The sequence below is a fragment of the Sphingopyxis sp. P8 genome, assembly GCF_020622175.1.
GTDB lineage: Bacteria > Pseudomonadota > Alphaproteobacteria > Sphingomonadales > Sphingomonadaceae > Sphingopyxis > Sphingopyxis jiangsuensis.
Genome location: NZ_JACNMK010000002.1, coordinates 1265436 through 1282740, shown reverse-complemented (window position 1 = coordinate 1282740; position 17305 = coordinate 1265436). Strand labels below are relative to the sequence as shown.

General features: G+C 63.8%; 15 protein-coding genes. 2 read left to right on the top strand and 13 right to left on the bottom strand.

The genetic code is table 11. The annotated features are described in order from the left end of the window. Positions 1 to 9 precede the first annotated feature (9 nt). The gene (locus H7692_RS14530) at positions 10 to 516 is read right to left on the bottom strand and encodes a MarR family winged helix-turn-helix transcriptional regulator (protein WP_227340427.1); all 507 of its coding nucleotides are present in this window, start codon (positions 514 to 516) and stop codon (positions 10 to 12) included. A gap of 118 nt (positions 517 to 634) precedes the next feature. Here H7692_RS14530 and leuD point away from each other — a divergent pair, with 118 nt between their 5' ends. Further along, the gene (gene leuD / locus H7692_RS14525; RefSeq protein WP_227340426.1) at positions 635 to 1219 is read left to right on the top strand and encodes a 3-isopropylmalate dehydratase small subunit; all 585 of its coding nucleotides are present in this window, start codon (positions 635 to 637) and stop codon (positions 1217 to 1219) included. Here leuD and leuC read toward each other — a convergent pair. From leuC to H7692_RS14510, 3 genes are all read right to left on the bottom strand, one after another. Further along, complete coding sequence (leuC, locus tag H7692_RS14520) at positions 1201 to 2634, bottom strand: 3-isopropylmalate dehydratase large subunit (RefSeq protein ID WP_201927533.1); 1434 nt, start codon at positions 2632 to 2634, stop codon at positions 1201 to 1203. The genes leuD and leuC overlap by 19 nt on opposite strands. A 139-nt stretch (positions 2635 to 2773) precedes the next feature. Then, positions 2774 to 4069: an acyl-CoA dehydrogenase family protein gene (locus H7692_RS14515; protein WP_227340425.1), complete on the bottom strand. Its 1296-nt coding sequence runs from the start codon at positions 4067 to 4069 to the stop codon at positions 2774 to 2776. Positions 4070 to 4079: 10 nt separating this feature from the next. Further along, positions 4080 to 5462, bottom strand: coding sequence for a phosphotransferase (locus H7692_RS14510; RefSeq protein WP_227340424.1), 1383 nt, complete (start codon positions 5460 to 5462; stop codon positions 4080 to 4082). Positions 5463 to 5606: 144 nt separating this feature from the next. Here H7692_RS14510 and H7692_RS14505 point away from each other — a divergent pair, with 144 nt between their 5' ends. Next, positions 5607 to 6518, top strand: coding sequence for a DMT family transporter (locus tag H7692_RS14505; RefSeq protein ID WP_227340422.1), 912 nt, complete (start codon positions 5607 to 5609; stop codon positions 6516 to 6518). A 126-nt stretch (positions 6519 to 6644) separates the two neighbouring features. Here the strand turns inward: H7692_RS14505 and H7692_RS14500 are convergent, their stop codons facing one another. The 9 genes from H7692_RS14500 to H7692_RS14460 form a co-directional block, all read right to left on the bottom strand. Beyond that, complete coding sequence (locus tag H7692_RS14500) at positions 6645 to 7661, bottom strand: formylglycine-generating enzyme family protein (protein ID WP_222137243.1); 1017 nt, start codon at positions 7659 to 7661, stop codon at positions 6645 to 6647. A 204-nt stretch (positions 7662 to 7865) separates the two neighbouring features. Beyond that, positions 7866 to 8885 carry a sugar kinase gene (locus H7692_RS14495; RefSeq protein ID WP_222137242.1) on the bottom strand — a complete coding sequence of 340 codons (1020 nt, stop codon included), beginning with the start codon at positions 8883 to 8885 and terminating at the stop codon, positions 7866 to 7868. Further along, positions 8885 to 9580 carry a 2-keto-4-pentenoate hydratase gene (locus H7692_RS14490; protein ID WP_222137241.1) on the bottom strand — a complete coding sequence of 232 codons (696 nt, stop codon included), beginning with the start codon at positions 9578 to 9580 and terminating at the stop codon, positions 8885 to 8887. The genes H7692_RS14495 and H7692_RS14490 overlap by 1 nt, the downstream gene beginning before the upstream one ends. A gap of 109 nt (positions 9581 to 9689) precedes the next feature. Continuing rightward, positions 9690 to 10436 (bottom strand): FadR/GntR family transcriptional regulator, encoded by a 747-nt coding sequence (locus H7692_RS14485; RefSeq protein ID WP_222137240.1) that lies wholly within the window; start codon positions 10434 to 10436, stop codon positions 9690 to 9692. A gap of 82 nt (positions 10437 to 10518) precedes the next feature. After that, entirely contained in the window at positions 10519 to 11382 is an 864-nt protein-coding gene (locus tag H7692_RS14480) for an alpha/beta hydrolase fold domain-containing protein (protein WP_227340421.1), read from the bottom strand. A 53-nt stretch (positions 11383 to 11435) separates the two neighbouring features. Further along, positions 11436 to 14279 (bottom strand): TonB-dependent receptor, encoded by a 2844-nt coding sequence (locus H7692_RS14475; protein WP_227340420.1) that lies wholly within the window; start codon positions 14277 to 14279, stop codon positions 11436 to 11438. A 119-nt stretch (positions 14280 to 14398) separates the two neighbouring features. After that, complete coding sequence (locus tag H7692_RS14470; protein WP_227340419.1) at positions 14399 to 15220, bottom strand: rhamnogalacturonan acetylesterase; 822 nt, start codon at positions 15218 to 15220, stop codon at positions 14399 to 14401. 42 nt (positions 15221 to 15262) lie between these two features. After that, complete coding sequence (locus H7692_RS14465) at positions 15263 to 16015, bottom strand: SDR family NAD(P)-dependent oxidoreductase (RefSeq protein WP_227340418.1); 753 nt, start codon at positions 16013 to 16015, stop codon at positions 15263 to 15265. Positions 16016 to 16027: 12 nt separating this feature from the next. Then, positions 16028 to 17302 (bottom strand): MFS transporter, encoded by a 1275-nt coding sequence (locus H7692_RS14460; protein WP_227340417.1) that lies wholly within the window; start codon positions 17300 to 17302, stop codon positions 16028 to 16030. Between the last annotated feature and the right edge of the window lie 3 nt (positions 17303 to 17305).

The window sequence follows — 17305 nt, the reverse complement described above, 5'->3', positions numbered from 1 at the left end:
GAGGGCGCTCTAGGCCTTGATGTCAGAAAGTTCAGAGAGCTTGGCGGTTTCGTCGGCAAGGTTGGCGATGACGCGCCGCATCAGTGCCTGCAGCGTCGCCACCTCCTCGTCGCTCATCTCGCGCGTCGCGACCTCATGCACCTCGGCATTCATCGGTGCGAGGATCAGCTCGAGCTTTTTCGCATGGGGTGTCAGATAGATATAGGTCTTGCGCCGGTCGGCATCGGTCTTTTTGCGTGTGATGAAGCCCGCCTTTTCGAGGCCCTTGAGCGCGACGACCGTTGTCGGCTCGCGCATCCCGACGCGCTCGCTCAGCTCGCGCTGCGTGATCCCGTCCTCGCGCCAGAGCTGGCGCAGAAAGCGCCACTGTCCCGCCGACACGTCATGCTCCAGCGTGCTGCGCTCGAGCAATCGCGAGAAGGACCGGAAAACGATTCGGGCGAGATAGCCAATGCTGTTCTCGGGATCGGTGTAATATTCCGCCGGGTGACGGAACCGCTGTTTCTCTTTTGCCAAAGATTCTCCCCTTTCCCAAATCTTAGAGCCCTATGATTCGGTCGGCAATATGCTTCGAAACCAGTGGACAGGCGACACACGTTCATTTACTTAGAATACTAATTGCATGGAGCACAGCTTGCGGAAGTTCGAACGCCTGAAGGGTATCGCGGCCCCCCTGCCGCTCGCCAATGTCGACACTGACATGATCATTCCCGCCCGGTTTATGACCGCGCTGACGCGGCAGGGCCTCGGTCGACACCTGTTCCAAGAGCTGCGTTACGACGCGCAGGGCGTCGAGCGCGACGCCTTCGTGCTCAACCGCGCGCCCTATCGCGATGCGCAGATCCTGATTGCCGACCGCAATTTCGGCTGCGGATCGTCGCGCGAACATGCCGTCTGGGCGCTCACCGATTTCGGTATCCGCTGCGTCGTCGCGCCGAGTTTCGGCGACATATTCGCGAACAACGCGCGCAAGAACGGCTTGCTCCTCATTCGCCTGCCCGATGCGGAATGTGCGCGGCTGCAACGCGCGGCGAGCATGGCCGATATGGCGCTGATCGATGTCGACCTCGACAGGCAAATGATCTCGCTGGCCGATGGCGAGTCCACTGGCTTTTCCATCGATCCCGACGACCGCCACGCGTTGCTCGAAGGCCTCGACGACATCGCACGCACGCTTCGCCACGCGGAGGCGATCGCACGTTACGAAGCGCGCGCCTGATCGAGCGCGGCGGGGTCGGCAATGCGGCCGACGATCGCGCTCGCGGCGGCCAGTGCTGGACTCATCAGATGTGTCCGCCCGCCGCGCCCCTGGCGATTTTCGAAGTTGCGGTTCGAGGTCGCTGCACAGCGTTCACCAGGTTGCAACCGGTCCTCGTTCATTCCGACGCACATCGAGCAGCCGGGTTCGCGCCAGTCGAAGCCCGCTGCGCGCAGCACGGCATCGATTCCTTCGGCCTCCGCCTGTCGCTTGACGAGCCCCGAGCCGGGGACGACGAGCGCCCGCACATGCGGCGCCACAAGGCGCCCACGAACAATCCGGGCGGCGATGCGCAAGTCCTCGATGCGGCTGTTCGTGCAGCTTCCGATGAAAACGCGGTCGATCGCAATGTCGCGAAGCGGCGTCCCCGGCGTGAGCTGCATATAGTCGAGCGCCCGCGCCGCGGCAGCACGCGCCTCGGCCGTCGGCATCGATGCAGGATCGGGAACGGCACCGTCGACCGCAATCACCTGCGAGGGGAGGGTGCCCCAACTCACCATCGGAGCAACATCGTGCGCGTCGAGGCGAAACTCGCGGTCGAACGCCGCTTCGGCATCGCTCGGCAGGCCGCGCCAGCGGGAAACCGCCGCCGCCCAGGCCGCACTCGTCGGAGCGGCGGGGCGCCCGCGCAAATATTCGAACGTCGTTTCGTCGGGCGCCACGAGCCCTGCGCGCGCACCCATTTCGATGCTGAGGTTGCACAGCGTCATGCGGCTTTCCATCGACAGCGCGCGAACCGCCGATCCGGCATATTCGATGACATGCCCCGTCGCCCCGTCGACGCCGAGCGCGGCGATCAGGTGGAGCGCGAGATCCTTGGCGCCGGCATGAGGACCGAGCATCCCGTCGACGCTGATCCGCATATTGCGCGACTTGCGTTGCCGGATGGTCTGGGTCGCAAGAACATGCTCGAGCTCGGATGTGCCGATACCGAAAGCAAGCGCGCCGAAGGCGCCGTGGGTCGAGGTATGGCTGTCTCCGCATACGATGGTCATCCCCGGCTGCGAGCGCCCCTGCTCGGGCGCGACGACATGCACGATCCCCCCGCGAGGATCGCCCATCGCAAAACTTTCAATCCCTGCCCGCCGGCTGTTCTCTGCCAACGCCTCGAGTTGGGCGCGCGCAGCCGGGTCAGCCACCCCTTGCGGTCCCCTATACTGTCCGTGCGTCGGGACATTGTGGTCGGAAAGAGCAAGTGCCAGCTCGGGGCGCCGAACCGCCCTGCCTGCGGCAGCAAGACCCGCAAAGGCCTGCGGCGAGGTCACTTCGTGGAGCAGGTGCAGGTCGACATAGAGGATCGTCTCGCCCTCGTCGGTCGCGACCGTATGCGCGTCCCAGATCTTGTCATAAAGGGTGCACGCCCGCCGCAATGTCATGAAAGCCTGCCCGCTCCAATAATACTTAGATAGCTAACTTATAACGGCAATGGCAGGAGATGGGCAAGGCAATTCGCACGCTGGGTGAGCGTCGCACCGCCGGCATACTCGCGCCCTGGGTGTGAGCGCAGCGAGCGGTTCAGATGCGCCCGATCGTCTCGCGCCGCGGGCCCAGATAACCAAAGAGATAGGCCGCCACCTTGCGCATCTGGATCTCTTCCGCGCCTTCGGTGATCCGGTAGCGGCGGTGGTGGCGATAGATATGTTCGAATGGCTTGTGCCGCGAATAGCCGATGCCGCCATGCACCTGCATCGCGCGGTCGGCGGCCTCGCACACGAGGCGGTTCGCCCAATAATTGCACATGCTGACCTTGTCCGACAGCGTGCGTTCGATTTCCTTGTGCGGCGTGTTGTCCATGTCCCATGCGGTCTTGCGGATCAAAAGGCGCAGCATCTCGGCCTGCGTCGCCAGTTCGACGAGCGGGAACTGGACCGCCTGGTTCTTCGCGAGAGCCTCGCCGAAGGGCTTGCGTTCACGCGCGTATCGGACGCTTTCCTCGATGCAATAGACCGCCGCGCCCAACGAAGACGCCGCCTGCCGGATACGATTCTGGTGGACAAAGCTCTGCGCGATCGACAGCCCGCCGCCTTCGGGTCCGAGCCGCGCGCTGTCGGGAACCCAGACGTTGGTGAACGTCATGCGCGGATGGTCGGTCGGCATGTTGAACGTCCACATATATTCGTCGACCGTCATGCCGGGCGTGCCGGTTGGGACGAGCAGGCAGGTGATGCCCTTGGCATCGCCGTCTTCGCCGTCCGTGCGGCAAAAAGTTGCGCAATGCGTGGCAACGTGCATGCCGGTGATCCACATCTTGCGCCCGTTGATCAGCCAGCCCTCGACGCCGTCCCGCGTTTCGCGCACCGCGCGCGTCTCCATATGTGTCGCATCGGAGCCATGATCGGGCTCAGTCAGGCCGAAGGCGGTGCGGCGCCTGCCCTCGAACCCGCCGAGGATGAACTCCTGCTTCTGTTCCTCGCTCGTCGCGAATTGCTCGAACATCTCGACGAAGGGAAAATTGCCGACGATGCTGTGCTCGTTCTGCAGATCATTGTGGAGGCCGAGGCCCCGGGCGGCGAGATGCTCGCGGATCACCGCCATCCACAGGTTCGACCCGTCCTTGCCGCCATATTTCGTGGGCGCCGAGAAGCGCCAGTGGCCCGCCGCATCGGCTTTGCGCGTAGCGGCCTTCAGCAGCTCTTCCCACTCGTGGCGCGGCAACCCCTGATTGTCCCAGTCGGTGCGGCTGTGCTCGCGGCGATGGTCAAAAAAGCGGATATTGTCGTCAGCCTGTTCGAGCGGCTTGATCTCCGCTTCGATGAAAGCGTCGAGTTCGGCGAGATAGGCCTGCAAATCAGCCGGAACGGCGAAATCCATATGTCTTCCCCTATTGCATGCCCCACGCCGCACGGGCGCGGGCAAGCGGCGGATATTTCGGACTGTCGACCGCGCATTTGTCGAGCGCGGCGCGGCGCAGCCGGGCGAGCAGCCCCGGTTCGGCGAGCGTGCGCTCGCCGCCGAGCAGCGCGCGCGCCAGATCGGCATCCTCGGCGCGCACGCCCGCTTCGAGATCGCGCGCGACAATACCGAGCGCGTTCATCGCGACCACCGCTTCGAACTTTGCATGCCCCTCGGCGTGCGGCTTGATCGCCATATCGATCCAGTCGCGCACCGCCTGCACGATCTCGCCGTTGGTCGGCTCGCCGGCCGCCTCGGCTGGGGCCCGGTTTGCGGCCGGCAGGGCGGCTTCGCGCGCGGCGGCGGGCGCTTCGCTTTCGAGCAGCGCGAGCAGGTCGAGCTCCTGCTCGGCCGTCCGGCGTCCGACAACGACGCGCTCGACGCTGCGGTCGGCGCCGCTGCGCCAAGCCGCTCCCATCTGCAGGCAGCCGAGCGCCCACCAGAGCGTTCTGTAAACGAGCCAAAAGCGGAAGCGCTGCCGGTCGACGGACACGCCGCCTGCCGCCTCGTAAAGGTTGAAAAATTCCTCCAGATCGCCGACGCCGAACGCCAGATGGTCGAGCCGTCCGAAGCGCCACACCGCCATGCACCCGAAGGCGAGATCCTCGTGCGCGTCGCCGCGATGCGCGAGTTCCCAGTCAAGCACTGCGGCGAGCCCATTGGCATCGACCATGATATTGCCCATGCGATAATCGCCATGGACGAGCACCGACCCGGTAGGCGCGGGCAAATTTTCCTCACACCACCGGATTGCGAGCGCGATGATCGGCCGGTCGCCGTCGTACCCGATAAAGCGCGCCTTGAGCTCGGCAAGCGCCGCAGCGGTATCCATCAGTGGGATCGCATCGGGGATACTCGCCAAGGGGACTGCGTGGATGCGCGCAAGCTCGAGCGCAAGGTCGGACAGCAGCGAAGGCGGTGGATCGGCAAGAATCCGTGCCGGATTCACCTCGGCGTCCACGCGGCGCATGAGATAGCCCGTACCCATGCCGTCGGCTTCAGCAAGCACGCCGACCACCTCGGGCGCCTTGACGCCCGCAGCGTGCGCCGCGCGGACCAGCGCTGCTTCGTCGGCGTGGCCGAACGGCCGGTCCGCCATATATTCGGCCGACGGCGCCCGGCGGAGAACATAGCCCTCGCCTCCCCAATCGAAAGCCCAGCTCTCCATGTTCGCGCCGCCCGAAAGTCGCCGCAAGTCGGTGAGGTCGCCATCCCCGAGCAGGCGGCGCATCATTACCGCTAGCGCAGCAGGCAGGTCGACCGGACCGGTCATCACTCCCAGCTCTACATTTCCCGCGCGGTCATCTGCCATTCCACTCCCCGCCCCGATGAAGCCGCAACCGGCTCGACAATACTTAGAATACTAATTATATAGGCGCGCCTTGCCAAAACATGCAAGAGGGAGGCTCAACATTCCACAAGTGTTTGCAAGAGTTGTTACCTGGATGTCGCACGCATGAATCCTATCTGGCTTCCCGCCGCATTGTTCGGCGGACTGTTCCAGGCATGGCGGACAGCACTTCAACAGCGCCTGCGCGCCGAACTCAGCGTCAGCGGCGCCGTGCTCGTGCGATATCTGTTCGGCCTTCCCTTCGCCTACCTCTTCGCGGCGGCATGGCTCACCATTCTCGGCGCACCGGTCCCGCCGCTCACGACCGCGTTTCTGGCCTATTCGTCTGCCGGGGCCGTCACCCAGATGGCGGGGACGGTTCTGTTAATCCTGTCGTTCGGCCATCGCGGCTTCGTGGCCGGCACGGCCTTTTCCAAGACCGAGGCGATTCAGGTCGCATTGGTGACCGCCCTTTTCCTGGACGAGCAACTTCCGCTGCTCGCCTGGGCCGGCATCATAGTCGGCGTGACCGGCGTCCTCATTCTCGCCCTTGTCGGTCAGGGCGTGACCGCGCGACAGGCGTGGAAAGCATTCAGGCAACCTGCCGCCCTCTGCGGTCTCGGCGCCGGGTCGATGTTCGCATGCGCGGCGATTACCATCAAACTCGCGACCGCCGAACTCTCCGGTGTCGATACGGTCGGTTCAGCGCTTGTCGCGCTGGTTGTGGTTATGGCGATACAATCCAGCCTGCATCTTGCATGGGCGAGCCTGAGCGACCGCGAGACATTGCGCGGTGTCAAACGGTCGTTCCGAACGTCGGGTCAGGTCGGCCTGCTTTCGGCGCTCGGATCAGCCTGCTGGTACATCGGCTTTGCGGCCGCCCCGGCGGCGCTCGTGCGGATCGTCGGTCAGGTCGAGGTTATATTCACCATCGCGTTCGCCCGCTATTATCTGCGCGACAAGGTCCGCGTGCAGGAAATATTGGGCCTGTTGCTCGTCGCAGCGGGCGTCATCATGGCGCTACTCGCCGCGGCCTGAGATCGAGCGGGCATGTCATCGATTCCAAAAGCCCCGTGAAACTCGCATTCGGAACGATCGGGACCGAAAGGTGAAGCGCGTCCGGCAGTTGCGACAGCGCCAACGAAACGCCCTCGGTCGATCAGCTCATGCCTTTGGTTCGCTGTCGTAAACCAGCCGGAATCCGACATTGCTCGTGCCGAGGCCCGGGTCGCGCCCCTGGCGCGAGGCCGGCCGATAGCGCTGGCAATAGTTGGGCGCGCAGAGATAGCTGCCCCCCTTCACCGTGCGCGACGCCATGCCGGGGTTATAGGGATCATAGGCCGCATTTTCGCTCGGCCCTTTCGGGTTCACCTTGTCCTCGGGATCGTGCCCCGGACGAAAATAGTCGGACGTCACCTCCCACACATTGCCGACCATGTCGTAAAGGCCGTTGGCATTGGGCTTGTAGCAGCCGACCGGCGCGACGCCCTTGAACCCGTCGGTTTCGGCATTGTGGTTGGGGAAAGCGCCTTGCCAGCTGTTCGCCTCTTCGGGTTGGACATTCGTCGATCGCTTGCCCGCGCTCGCCGCATATTCCCATTCGGCCTCGGTCGGAATACGCCCACCGCGCCATTTGGCATAGGCGATCATATCGTCCCACGCGAGGTGGACGACGGGCTCGTTCGGTACGGCATCGGCGCCGTCGGGACCGTACGGCTTTTTCCAGTTGGCGCCCGGCATATATTCCCACCAGTCGGCGTAGTTGTTCGAGGGAAAGTCGGGCGGGGTGAAGACCGCCGAGCCGGGTTCCAGCATATGCGCGGGGATTTGATCCGCCGGAACCTGGAATTGCTTGGGATCGACCGGCTTTTCGGCAACCGTTACATAGCCCGTCGCCGCGACGAATTCGGCGAACTGGCGGTTGGTCACTTCGTGCGGATCGATCCAGAATCCCGCGACCGTCGTCTGGCGCACCGGTCCCTCTTCGGCATAGACATCCTCTTCACCCATCGCAAAGCTGCCGCCGGCGAGTTGAACCGGCGTGTCGGCAATTGCCGGGCAGCTGCGCGGCGTGGCTGACACCTGCGCGGCCTCACCCCTGCTGTCGTCGCCGCTGCAACCGGCGGCCACAGTCAGCAGGATCGCCGCAGTGACGGTCGTCGACGCAAAAAATCTGGACAAGCCCTGCCTACTCCGTCTTCAACTGTGCGCTCCCCCTTCGCAGCCGCGCTGGGGGTGAATTCGACAAGTGATACGTTACCGTACTTGACGTGCCCCATTTGGCAAGGAGCTGCGCGACCGCAACTGCCCCATCCCATGGCTCTCTGAGAGTTGAGCGACCGCACCCCGCTGAACGGGGGGTGACCCTGCCGTTACGCGGCAAACTCAGCGCGCGACATCGCCGGTCTGCATCGACGCCTGTTCGACCGACGCACGCGAAAAGGGTGCAAGGTCGCCGCGCAGTCCGTGTTTGAGCGCAGATAGCAACAAACCTTGATTTGCGATCGTCGCGAGCGATCTGCCCTGCCAAAGCGCATCGAGTACCCCCGCTGCGAAAGCATCGCCAGTGCCGACCCGGTCGACGATGGCCGCGATGACGGCATCGCCGGTCGTTGAATGAGCGTCGCGCGTATCGACGCGCGCAACGATATGATGCTCGGCGGCGCCGACAATATGGCGCGCGGTCGACGCGACGAGATCGAGCGCCGGAAAGCGCTCAAGCAGCGCCAACGCTGCGGCGCGTCGCCGGTCCTCACCCCCGCCCGAGAACTCCTGTCCGAGAAGCAGCGAAGCGTCGCGATGGTTGCCGAACAGTACGGTCGCCTGCTCGACGATCGCGCACAGAATTGCGGCAGGCTCGGCTTGCCAGCGCTCCCACAGCCGGCCGCGCCAATTGCCGTCGAACGAGACCCCCATCCCTGCGGCGCGCGCGGCGCGCACCGCCGCGAGCGCGGCTTCGGCCGAACGCGGCCCCAGCGCAGCCGTCACGCCCGAGACATGCAGCCATTCGGCTCCATCCAGCAACGCCGGCCAATCCCAGCTATGCGCCTCAGTCTCGGCAAATACCGATGCGGCGCGGTCATAAACCACCTCGGCTGCCCGCATCGGACCGCCGGGGATATGATAGTAAAGGCCCATCCGCCCATCGCCGCGCGCGACGCGCGCGGTGTCGACGCCGTGGCGGCGCAGTTCGGCGAGGACGCCGTCGCCAATAGGACCGGTCGGCACGGCGCTGATCATGCGGCTGCCATGACCCATCGCAGCCAGTGCAACCGCAACATTGGCTTCGGCGCCGCCCACCCAGGCGTCGAAGCGGGGCGATTGCAGCGGCAACTCGCCCGCGGGAACCGAGACGCGCATGACGATTTCGCCAAAACAGGCGACGCGGCGGGATGTAAGGGTCATCAGGATATTCCGGTTTCGGGGACGGCGGTACAGCCGATATGGATCGCCGGACCAAAGGACGCGGTCGCGCATTGGCCGGGAAGAATGGGGTGGACACCCGTGATTGCTCCAGCCGATATCCATTGGCCGGGCGCCAGCGCGATAACGCCGCGCAGGTGCAGATCCACGAGGAAACGGAGCGATCCCCACGGGCCGTCGAGCACATCGCAGGCCCGTCCGGTTCCGACGCTCGCGCCTTCGATCGCCGTGTAGACCTCCAGCCGGTCGAAGCTGGCGGCGTCAAGTGCCGGCCCCAGCAGGATGCCGTTGTTGATCCCGATATCAGCAATGATGCCGAAGGGTGCGTGATCATGGACATCGGGTGCAGGCGAACTCGCGATCTCGAAACCCGCGCGAATTTCGCTTACAAGGTTCCTTGCCTCCTCCGGCGACGGAATATGATCCGGAACGCGGTCGAGGCGCAGCATGACCTCGGCTTCGATCGCCCCTGCGCCGCCGATGAACACGGACGCTTCGGCAAGCGCGCCGTCGGCGATCTCGGCGCAACGAAATACCGGACCGGCAAGCCGTTCGGCGCCGAGCGACACGATCAGCGGAACGGGAATCCGCCCGACCTTCCAGCCAAGAACCGGCAATCCAAGCGCCGCAATCATCTGCTGCTGGATTGCATAGGCGGCATCCAGCGTCTTGGGCAAAGGTTGTGGGAACGCCGGCAACGCTGTTCCCGACCGGCGCGCATCCAACAAGACAGCAGCCGCGTCGCCGACACGCACAGAAATGCTCATGAGCACGGCAAACGCAGCATCAGGCGAGCTTTGCGCTCAGTAGATAGCGTTCGCGGCTCTCGGCGGCGCGGCGACGCAACTCGTCGAGCGCGCGCTCCTCGGTTTCGTCGAGCATCGATTCGAGCAGGCGGTTGAAGTGCCGCCGCATGGCGAGGCGGGCACCCGCCGGGTCGCGCTTGCGCAGTGCATCGACAACGTCGGCATGTTCGGATTGCCGCGCTTTGCTGTTCTTGCGGCAGACGAGCGAGTGGCTTTCCTTCACCTCGGGCAGCTCTGTGCGCATCCGCCACAGATTTTCGATGACGTGGATGATTGCCTTGTTGTTCGATGCCGCCGCGATCGTCCGGTGAAATTCGCGGTCGATCGCGTTGATTTCATCCTCGCTCGCCTTTTCGTCGGCCATGGCGGCAAGCAGCTCGTCAAGCTTCTCAAGCGTTTCGGCCGAGATCGTCGGTGCGGCGAGCGCCGCGGCCTCGGCTTCGAACAAAGAACGCGCCTCGGTCACCTCGAACGCGCTGACCTGCGGCAGCCTCTTGCTGTCGCTCGGCAGTTCGGATTCGACATAAGCACCCGCACCGGTGCGAATGTGAATCCATCCCGTCGCCTGCAGCGCGATCTCGGCCTCTCGGATCGTCACGCGGCTCACCTCGAACTGCTCCGACAGCTCACGCTCGCCCGGCAGGCGCGTTCCGGGCGGATAGGTTCCGTCCTCGATCATGCCGCGAATGGCGTCGGCGATCTCTTCGAAAAGGCGGCGTTCAGCCATGTCTCAATCGTCTCCCCGCTTATGGTGGAGAGAGTCCATACAATCCGGTATGACAATTTTGAAGCATAACCGTGTGCCCGGATCAATTTTCATCGCCGCACGCTCCTTTGTCCACGATTTCCAAGGCGCACAGAAAAGCGAATATCCGCTTCGTCATCGCGTCCCGCGAGGCGACGTCGAATTTTCCATGCCCTCCCTGCGGAACAACGAACAAGTCGTGTGCCACCCCCAATTCGCCCAGCCGCCGCGCAAGCATTTGCGATTGGGCGACGGGGACGACCGGATCGGCATCGCCGTGCGCAATGAATATGGGCGGACTGCTCGCCGACAGCCAATTTACGGGCGACATTTGCCGCGCCAGATCGGCCGCATCGGGATGTGCGCCTATCCAGTTGGTAACTGTCGGGTGCAGTCCGCCGCTGCGCGCCCCCAGCGCAGCAAGATCGGTGGGTCCATAATGGTCGATAATCGCAGCCGCACGCGGCGGGCTGCGACATTCGGGTGCATCGATGGCGTTGGTTTCGGGAAGCAAGCCCGCCATCAGCGCCAGATGCGCCCCCGCCGAGGTCCCGGATATGACAATGCGATCGGAGTCAAAGCCCAGCGCAGCGGCATTGGCTTCGACCCAGTGGAGCGCGCAGCGCGCATCCTCGACCGCCGCAGGTGCCTTGGCTTCGCCCGCGAGCCGGTATTGAACAGTTACGACCGAAAACCCTGAAGCCAGGTAGGACCGGAACCCCGTCCAGTCATCGGGCCGCGCGCCCCGCGCCCATCCGCCGCCGTGGAAATGGATGAGCACCGGCACGGGCGACTTCGCCGCGGCCGGGTGGATATAGGCGTCGAGATGCAGCGCGGTATCGCCGATCTGGCGATAAACGACATCTCGCACCGCGCGTGCTGGCGCTTCGCCCTCGAATGCGATGGCGGACTGCGGTGCCAGGAGCACCGCAGTCGCCGCTGCAACCCACGAGAGCATAGCCCTTTTCACGCCGCGCCGGTTCAGATCCGCGCCCGGATGCCGATGAAATATTTCGCGCCATAATAATGATACTGACGCGCGTTGCCATATACCGGCATGTAGGTTTCCTTGGGATCGTTGAAGATGTTGATCGCCTCGAGGCGAAGCGAAACGCCCTTCATCAGTGCCAGCGAAGCGCGCAGGTCGACTGTTTCGCTCGGTCCGACGTAACGCAGCTGCGAGTTGCCGCCGACGAAATCCTGATAATAGCTGGCGCGATAATTATAGATGCCCTGCAGCGAGATCGGGCCGATTTCATAATAGGCCTGAGCTGACAGGACATGCTTCGAATAGCCCGAAAGGTTCGCCGGTGCGATGATCCCCGGCTGGACGCTGTCGGTGACCGGATCATAGGCATCGCCCAGGCGAATGTCGTGCGTCACGAAGTTCGAGTCGGCATAATTGTAGCTGACCTTGGCGCCGAGCCCGTCGAGCGGCTTCGGAAGGAAGCTGAACCGCGTCGCCGCCGTCAGTTCGAAGCCGTAGATACGCGACTTGTCGGGGCTGTTGCGCGTCTGCGCCACCGGCACCACAACGTCCTGCCCGCCGATGTTGAACGTTTCATCGATGATCACCGGCTGGAAACCGCCGTTGAACTGTTTGTAATAGGCGGTCGCCGACAGGATGCTATCCTTGTTCGGATACCATTCGATCGCGGCATCGGCGTTCCACGACATCAGCGGCTTGAGCCGCGGGCTGCCGTTCGCGTTGATATTGTTGATCGCATCCTCGATCGACGTGAAGCTGTTGCCGCTTTCCAGCGTAATCGTGCGCCCCGCGCCGAGCGCGCTCGGCGCCGGACGCGACATGGCGCGATAGCCCGCGAGGCGGAACAGCGTATTCGGCGCAATCTCGAAGATCGCATTGACGCTCGGCAGGATACGCGTGGTCGAGCTCTTGATCGTTACCGTTTCGAAATCGCCCGTCGTGACGAGCTGGAGCGAACTGTCGGGGTTCACGATCACATCGAGGTCGCTGCGCAACCCGTTCGACACCACGCGCGTGTTGACGACGCGCACCCCGAAATTGCCGCGCACTGGCATCGAACCCAGGTCGGCGTCATATTCGGCCATGATATAGCCCGCGAGCGTGCGTTCGGTGACATCGCGATTGGCGACCGAACGTTTGTCGTCGAGCGCGCCGGGGTCCTCGGTCCCCATATATTCGCGGAACAGACAATCGAGGTCAAAGGTCGCCCAGCTGTTGATGCCGTTGGCGTCGCCTGCAGCCGACAGGAAATCACGCTGCGGAAAGGCCTGAACGCGGCACAAATTGTTGATCCGGTTGTCTTCGGTAATCGGCGGATTGAAATTAAAGTCGCCGTTGCGGACATCATAGTCGCGATAGACAAGTTCGGACCAGCGACCGCCAGCGGCAATGGAACTCAGGAAGCCATCCATTTCATAGCGCGCGTCGGCACGGCCCGCGACAATCCGGTTGTACCGGCGGCTCTGGTCTCGGCGGAAGCGCGCATCGTCCCAGAAGAGGTCGTGGTTGTTGAGGTCGAAACGCGGATCGATCGTGATCGTCGGGATGAAACTGCCCGGCTTCAGTTCATAGGTGTAAGGAATGCGTTGGTTGTTGATGGCGGTCCGCACCCCGTTGACATCGAACGCGTCGGTGCGCAGGCGCGCGTTGCGTTCATCCTCAACCCGGATGGTGCGCGAATAGGAGCCGTCGAGCGTGATCGTCAGCCGGTCGGTGGGCATCCATTCGACAGACAGGCCGCCGCCCAGATATTCTTCCGAACGCGACAGTTCGATCGTGTTCGATTCGATCGACGACAGACCATTGAAGCTGCGAAGCGCGCCATTGTCATCGAACACGGCATTGGTGATGCCATAGCGCCCTTCGGACAAATTCAGGTCGCGGCGGTTCTCCACATAGGTGCGGTCCGAATATTGGACGTCGAGGTTGACGTTGACCCTGTCGGACGGACGCCACTGGATTGCGCCGAAAATGGCATCGCGGCGATCGGTTTCGCTGATCTGGCGAAACGTATAGGCGTTCGGCGCCAGATAAAATGCGCGCGGCTGTGCATATTCGGCGCGCGTATATTCGTTGCAATTATTGTTGGCGACGACAACCGCAGCCTCGCACGCGGTCCAGGTCGTCGACGCGGCGAAGGTTTCTTCCGGATTGTTCGTGTCGTTGCGTTGGATGCCGATGGCGATGCCGATGGTGTCGTTCGCAAACTGATCGACATAGCTCAGCGTCCCGCGCCAGCCGATGCCGCCTTCGCCCACGATGCGATCGCCATAGGGATTATACTGCGCCTTGATTTCACCCTGCAGACGCTGTTTGCCGAAGTCGAGCGGACGTAGCGTGCCGATCTCGATCGTCCCCGCAACGCCGCCTTCGATCAGACTTGCCTGCTGCGTCTTGTAGATTTTGATGTTGTTCACGAGCTCCGAGGGGAACTGGTTGAAGTTGACCGAGCGGTCGCCGCTGCCATTCGAGGCGTCGCGTCCGTTGAAGGTCGAATTGCTGAGGAAGGGGCCGAGGCCGCGCAGCGCAATTTCGGACGCATCGCCCTTTTCGCGGTGCGTCGTTGCGCCGGTGATCGTCTGGATCGCCTGACCAACCGACAGCGCGGGAAGATCGCCGATGTCGTCGGCCGACAGTGCGTCGACGATCGCCGTCTCTTCACGCTTGGTGTTGATCGAATTCTGGATGGTCTCGCGAATACCCGTGACAACGATGGCATCGGAGTCGTCGGCATCGTCCTGAGCGAGGGCAGGAACGGAGGCGAGCATCGTCGATGCGGCGCCGGTCAGCATGGCGGTGCGCAGCGCGCGCAGCGAGGCCCGATTGTGCGAAATCACTTCATCTCTCCCTGTAGGCATATCGATTCTGTTCTGACCAATGTCGTCAGCCAAAATCGTGTTTATGTCAACCATTTTGTAAGCCGATATGGACTGGCCAATTTTTCAGGCCAATTTCCTCATTTTATGAGTTGGCTGCGCAATCCCGGTACGGCATGCGCAAGCGCCTGCGTCACCAGCCGCGCGGTTACTTCGGCGCCAATGTCGCCGAGGTGCGTGTAATCGAACTTACGCGTCACCTGACCGCGCGGACCATTGCCTTCTATTGGCGGAGGCGTCGGCGGAGTAGGCGGCGCGGGCAAGGTCGTGCCAGCGCGTGCGGCGGCGAGTTCGGTGTCGCTCGGCGGCACCTGCGCCAGCTTGGTCGCCGTTTCGGCGCCCATCTCCTGAATCTGCCGGGCGCTGAGCGCGTTGAGGTCGACGAGCGGCACGTCCAACGCCTTTGCGACACCGCGGACCTGGTCAGACCAGCTTGCGAGCGTATTCTTGAGCCTGCCGTCCTTGAAATCACGCCGCGTCAGCGGGGTGACAAGCACGGGGATTGCCCCTGCCCCGCGCACGTCGCCGACGAAGCGGCGCAGGTTCGCCGGGAACTCGATGGTCTCGTCGGTCCAGCGTTCGGGCTGGCTCGACTGGTCGTTATGCCCGAACTGGATCAGCACATAGGTCGCACGATACCCCGGGACCCGCGCTTCGGCGAGCGCGATGTCCCATGACCCCTCCTGCCGATAGCTGCGCGTGCTCCGCCCGCCGCGTCCCGCGTTGACGCACGCGACCGACGATTTCACATGCTTCGCGCAAAAGGCGCCGCCCCAGCCGCTGTGCGGCGCCATGGTGGAGTCGCCGACGAGGACGATCTTGTAGGGCGCGATCGGCTCGGCATCGGTACGGTCGCATTCCTGTGCCTGCGCGCCGCCTGCAAGCAGGACGGCGGCAGCCACCCAAGCACAATGTCGCATGAGTCCCATCCCCCGCGGCAAGTTTTAAGAGAAGTAGAGCCCGCCGTTGACGTCGAGGCAGACGCCCGCAAGGAAGCTTGCGGCTGGCGACGCCAGAAAGGCGATCGTCTCGGCAACCTCGTCGGGATGACCTTCGCGGCGCAGCGGCGTGTTGCCGGCAACTGCGGCGCGCCCTTCGGGTTTCGAGAAGATGTCGTGGAAGCTCGTGCCGATGAGGCCGGGCGTCACCGCATTGACGCGGATGCCCTGCGGCCCCAGTTCCTTCGCCATCGCGCGCGTATAGGTCATCAACGCCCCCTTCGCGGTCGCATAGACCGACGCGCCCGGACCGCCGCCGTCGCGGCCCGCCTGCGACGATACGTTCACGACCGCCGACCCTTCGCCAAGGAACGGCAGCGCCGCCTGCATGACAAGGAACACCGACTTCATGTTGAGCGTCATCACATGGTCGAAAAAGGCTTCGTCCATTTCGCCGAGCGTCTTGCGCGCAACCATGCCGCCTGCGAGGTTGACGAGGATGTCGAGCCGTCCGCTGAACGTCACCCCGACCTCGTCGAGCATCGTGCGCACCGCACCGCTGTCGGTGACGTCGGCCTGGACGAGGAAAGCATCACCTCCGGCATCCTTGATGGCCTTCAGCGTCTCTTCGGCCGCCTCGCGCCCGCTGTTGTAATTGATCGCGACGCGTGCCCCGCCGCGCGCCAGCGCGATCGAGACCGACCGGCCGATGTCGCGTCCGCCACCGGTTACCAGTGCGGTTTTGCCTTCGAAGTTCATTCTGTTCATTCCTTATTCTGGAGAATTTGCTGCCCGGGCAGCGACCGGTTCGACCCGGCCGCCAATCAGACGGAAAGCGAGGAAGGAGAGCGGCACAATCGCCGCCGAAAGCGCGAAGATCGGCGCGTAGCTTGTCTTGGTGAGCACGGGGACCAGCCAGGTGGTGATCAGCGTCCCCGCCACCGCGGCAGTGCCGCTGATCCCGGCAAGGCTGCCGACCGCGCCGCCGCCGAAAAAGTCGCTGGGCAGTGTCTGGATATTGCCGATCGCGGTCTGGAAGCCAAAGAGGATGCAGGCGATCAGCAGCACCGCGGTCAGCGGATCGTCGGCGCGGATGGTGAAAAGCAGCGCGGGCAGCATGATTGCACAGCCGAGCGCGATCGCCGTGGTACGCGCCTTGTGGACGCCGCCGCCTGCGCCGATGATCCGGCCCGCGAGCCAGCCGCCGAACAGGCTGCCGAGCATCGCGCCGACAAAGGGCACCCAGGCGAACAGCCCGATCTGCTTGACGTCGAAACCAAAGGTTTCGGCGAGATAGATCGGTAGCCACGAGACGAACAGCCACCAGACCGGATCGAGGAAAAAGCGCGCGAGGATGACGCCCCAGCTCTGCCGGTGGCGCAGCAGTTCGCCGAGCGGGATACGGCGCGCATCGTCCCGCCCCGCTTCGGTGCGGCCGGAAAGGATATAGTCGCGTTCTTCGGCGCTGATATGCGGGTGACCTTCGGGGTCGGCCTTGTAGAACCAGAGCCACGGCACAAGCCAGATGAAGCCGAGCACGCCGATCAGCAGGAAGGTTCCCTGCCAGCCGAACTGCACGAACAGCAGCGCGATCAGCGGCGCCGATATAATCCCGCCGAGCGACGCGCCGGCGTTGAATATCCCCTGCGCAAAAGCGCGTTCGCGCGACGGAAACCACAGCGCATTGGCCTTGGCGGCGCCGGGCCAGTTCCCCGCCTCGCTGATCCCCAGCGAAGCGCGCAGCACGACGAGAAGCGGCATCGATCGGACGAACGCATGCGCGGCAATCGACAGCGACCAGACGACGATCGACAGGGTGAAGCCCATGCGCGTGCCGATGGCGTCGAAAATGCGTCCGAACAGCGACTGTCCGAGCGCGTAGAAGATCATGAAGATGGTGACGAGGAGAGCATAATCCTCCTTCGTCGCGCCGATATCCTTCGACACTTCGGGCCACATCACGGCGAGCGCGTTGCGATCGATATAGTTGATGACGGTGGCGAGGCCGATCAGGCCGATGACGCACCAGCGCAAACGTCCGTGCATTAT

Excerpts from the sequence above, each read along its gene's own strand:
- H7692_RS14495 (WP_222137242.1), bottom strand. The coding sequence starts at position 8,885 with ATGACCCTTACATCCCGCCGCGTCGCCTGTTTTGGCGAAATCGTCATG.
- H7692_RS14460 (WP_227340417.1), bottom strand. The coding sequence starts at position 17,302 with ATGCACGGACGTTTGCGCTGGTGCGTCATCGGCCTGATCGGCCTCGCC.
- H7692_RS14510 (WP_227340424.1), bottom strand. The coding sequence starts at position 5,462 with ATGGCAGATGACCGCGCGGGAAATGTAGAGCTGGGAGTGATGACCGGT.
- H7692_RS14505 (WP_227340422.1), top strand. The coding sequence starts at position 5,607 with ATGAATCCTATCTGGCTTCCCGCCGCATTGTTCGGCGGACTGTTCCAG.
- H7692_RS14515 (WP_227340425.1), bottom strand. The coding sequence starts at position 4,069 with ATGGATTTCGCCGTTCCGGCTGATTTGCAGGCCTATCTCGCCGAACTC.
- leuC (WP_201927533.1), bottom strand. The coding sequence starts at position 2,634 with ATGACATTGCGGCGGGCGTGCACCCTTTATGACAAGATCTGGGACGCG.
- H7692_RS14485 (WP_222137240.1), bottom strand. The coding sequence starts at position 10,436 with ATGGCTGAACGCCGCCTTTTCGAAGAGATCGCCGACGCCATTCGCGGC.
- H7692_RS14465 (WP_227340418.1), bottom strand. The coding sequence starts at position 16,015 with ATGAACTTCGAAGGCAAAACCGCACTGGTAACCGGTGGCGGACGCGAC.